3 protein-coding genes, 3 tRNA genes and 1 rRNA gene are annotated in these 2,988 nt (G+C 51.3%); all 7 read left to right on the top strand.

Features of this window, described 5'->3' with window-relative positions; translation table 11 throughout:
* Positions 1-45 precede the first annotated feature (45 nt).
* Positions 46-161 (top strand): 5S ribosomal RNA (gene rrf, locus CXF97_RS13905).
* A gap of 131 nt (positions 162-292) precedes the next feature.
* Positions 293-1,246 carry a bifunctional biotin--[acetyl-CoA-carboxylase] ligase/biotin operon repressor BirA gene (birA, locus tag CXF97_RS13900; RefSeq protein WP_101159023.1) on the top strand — a complete coding sequence of 318 codons (954 nt, stop codon included), beginning with the start codon at positions 293-295 and terminating at the stop codon, positions 1,244-1,246.
* A complete protein-coding gene (locus CXF97_RS13895) occupies positions 1,236-1,988 on the top strand; it encodes a pantothenate kinase (protein ID WP_101159022.1) in 753 nt (250 codons plus the stop codon). The genes birA and CXF97_RS13895 overlap by 11 nt, the downstream gene beginning before the upstream one ends.
* Before the next feature lie 7 nt (positions 1,989-1,995).
* On the top strand, positions 1,996-2,427 hold the full coding sequence (locus CXF97_RS13890; protein WP_101159021.1) for a hypothetical protein: 432 nt from the start codon (positions 1,996-1,998) through the stop codon (positions 2,425-2,427).
* Positions 2,428-2,569: 142 nt separating this feature from the next.
* A tRNA-Tyr gene (locus CXF97_RS13885) sits at positions 2,570-2,654 on the top strand.
* Between the two features lie 25 nt (positions 2,655-2,679).
* A tRNA-Gly gene (locus tag CXF97_RS13880) sits at positions 2,680-2,753 on the top strand.
* 26 nt (positions 2,754-2,779) lie between these two features.
* A tRNA-Thr gene (locus CXF97_RS13875) sits at positions 2,780-2,855 on the top strand.
* Positions 2,856-2,988: the final 133 nt, after the last annotated feature.

The following is a 2,988-nucleotide window of genomic DNA, read 5'->3' as shown; positions in this document are numbered from 1 at the left end:
CTTGCTGAAGCGAGGCCATCTGGTCACGAGTCAGTACCCGAATTTCTTGACGACCATAGAGCGTTGGAACCACCTGATCCCATCCCGAACTCAGCAGTGAAACGATGCATCGCCGATGGTAGTTTGGGGTTTCCCCATGTGAGAGTAGGTCATCGTCAAGATTAAATTCCGAAACCCCAATTGCGTAAGCAGTTGGGGTTTTGTTTTGCCTGCGAGAAATGTGTCTGCTTGATTTCTATGCAACGGCTCGGGGCATGGCTATTATGCGGCCTCATTGAAAGGCGAAACCTGCATGTTGACGTTATTGAATCTTCTGAAGGATGGGCGATTCCATTCCGGTCAGGACCTAGGAGCGGCCTTGGGTATTAGCCGAAGTGCTGTATGGAAGCAGCTGCAGCAGCTTGAAGCTGAGCTTAGTCTGTCAATCCATAAAGTTCGCGGTCGCGGTTATCAATTGTCGGCACCCCTAACGCTGCTTGATCCTCAAGAAATAAGCAGAAAGGCACCCCAGTGGCCGGTAACTGTGTTCGATTCCGTCGACTCGACGAATGCCGAAGCTTTGCGCGCCATTAGTGAAGGTGCAGTCGCGCCGTTTTTGGTGCTATCCGAGCGACAGTTGGCTGGGCGTGGTCGTCGAGGCCGAAAGTGGGTTAGCCCATTTGCGGAAAACCTTTACTACAGCCTTGTACTCCGTATCGAAGGTGGCATGCGTCAGCTTGAAGGGTTGAGCCTTGTTGTTGGCTTGGCAGTAATGCAGACCTTGCGAAGCGCCGGCGTGCCGACAGCCGGTCTGAAGTGGCCCAACGATGTTCTGGTGGGTACTAAGAAGGTAGCCGGCATCCTACTTGAGCTCGTCGGGGATCCCGCGGATGTATGCCATGTTGTATTGGGTATAGGGGTCAACGTGAATATGCTGGTTGCTGATGAGGTCGACCAGCAATGGACCTCTATAAAGCTTGAGTCAGGCAAATCCTGTGATCGCAATGCTTTGGTTATAGAGTTGAGTAATCAGCTCAAGTCTTATATCCATAAGCATCAGCATCAAGGGTTCGCAAGCCTGCAGGAAGAATGGGCAGAAAATCATCTGTGGCAGGGTCGGTCCGTGTCGTTGATCGCGGGTAAGAGCCATGTTGATGGTGTTGTGCTTGGCATTGATAACCAAGGCGGACTGCGCTTGCTTGTAGATGGTATTGAAAAAGTTTTTAGTGGCGGAGAGCTCAGCCTGAGGTTGCGTGATGATTCTTGAGCTTGACTGCGGCAACAGCTTTATAAAATGGCGAGTGCTTGATGCCTTGGCGTGTGGGGTGATCTCGGAAGGGGTTGTAGATACCAATCTTGCTCTGATTGAGAGTCTACTGAGCATAAAGTCTCTCTCGCTGCGCAGCTGCCGTTTAGTGAGCGTCAGGACCACTGAAGAAACTGGCACGTTAACCGAGATGATTAAGCATGAGTTCGGTATTCCTATCGTACGTGCGGAACCCGCTCGCGAGATGTCCGGTGTTCGTAACGGCTATGAAGATTATGAACGTTTAGGTCTTGATCGCTGGCTGGCGATGCTAGGGGCCTTTCACCTGGCTGCTGGAAATGCTTGTCTGATTCTCGACTTCGGTACGGCAGTCACTGCTGATTTTGTTGCGGCTGACGGTGAGCATCTCGGCGGGTTCATTTGTCCTGGTATGCCTTTGATGCGCAACCAACTTCGCACCCATACCCGTAAAATTCGTTATGGTGATGAAGCCGCAGAGCAAGCCCTTTCCTGCCATGTCCCGGGGCGCACCACCGTTGAGGCTGTGGAGCGCGGTTGTTCTTTGATGCTGAGGGGGTTCGTACTCACTCAATTGGAGCTGGCTCGAACATATTGGGAAGAAAACTTCATAGTATTCATTACAGGAGGGGATGCTGAGTTGGTGGATGTCGTCGCGCCTGATGCCAGGGTTGTGCCAGACCTGGTTTTTGTCGGCTTGGCCATGGCGTGCCCCTTGTCCTGAGGTTTCTATGCGTTGGTTGTTCCTGCTGCTTGTTGTTCTTAATGTTTTTTACTATGTCTGGCATCAACAGGAAGCGCCGTTGCGAGCCAAGGATGTAACGCCTTTGAATTTATATCGCGGTTCGCAGCAGGATATTCGTCTGCTGAGCGAAACGGCCGGGGGCGGCCGCAGAGCGGACAGTGTTCCTCGACAGCAATGCCTGTTTCTTGGAGGGCTTTCTGACGAAGATTCAATTGCCAGATTGCAGCAGCGTCTGATGGTACTGAGAGTCAGTGTGCAATCCGTCCCCAAAGATGCTGCGGGAAACGGTTACTGGCTGGCAGTTACGCCGGACGGCCAGCGTTTGCTGGGTGATCAGCAGTTGCAAAACCTTTCCAAGGAATTCAATGAGTTAAAACATAAAATAATGCTGTGCGAAGGGGTTGCACCCACTCAATAGTTTGCATAGAATGGCGCCCGCTCCACAGCGAACACCTTAATCGGCATTCAAAGTGAAGTGTGTCAACGCAGCTAACCTCAGGTTTTTAAATGAGAAAATGCTTGACAGGGGTTTGGCATGATATAGAATGCCGGCCTGATTAGGAGGGGTTCCCGAGCGGCCAAAGGGATCAGACTGTAAATCTGACGTCTACGACTTCGAAGGTTCGAATCCTTCTCCCTCCACCAGATTTAAGCGTGAGCTGCAGGCTCCGCGGGTATAGTTTAGTGGTAGAACCTCAGCCTTCCAAGCTGATGATGCGGGTTCGATTCCCGCTACCCGCTCCAAGTTTGCAGTTTGTGCGAAGGGTTTTGCTCTTGTAGCTCAGTTGGTAGAGCACACCCTTGGTAAGGGTGAGGTCAGCGGTTCAAATCCGCTCAAGAGCTCCATATAACAAGGCAGATATGAAAATATCTGCCTTTGTTTTAATGGTTGATATTGTTTGTCTAATTTCTTCTGTAGAGGGTGATATCGATGGCTAAGGAAAAATTTGATCGTTCCCTGCCCCACGTCAACGTCGGG

Origin of the sequence: Pseudomonas sp. Choline-02u-1, from assembly GCF_002836515.1 — a bacterium.
Taxonomy (GTDB): Bacteria; Pseudomonadota; Gammaproteobacteria; order Pseudomonadales; family Pseudomonadaceae; genus Aquipseudomonas.
The sequence above is the reverse complement of the archived record's forward strand: the minus strand, read 5'-3'. Positions and strand labels throughout refer to the sequence as shown.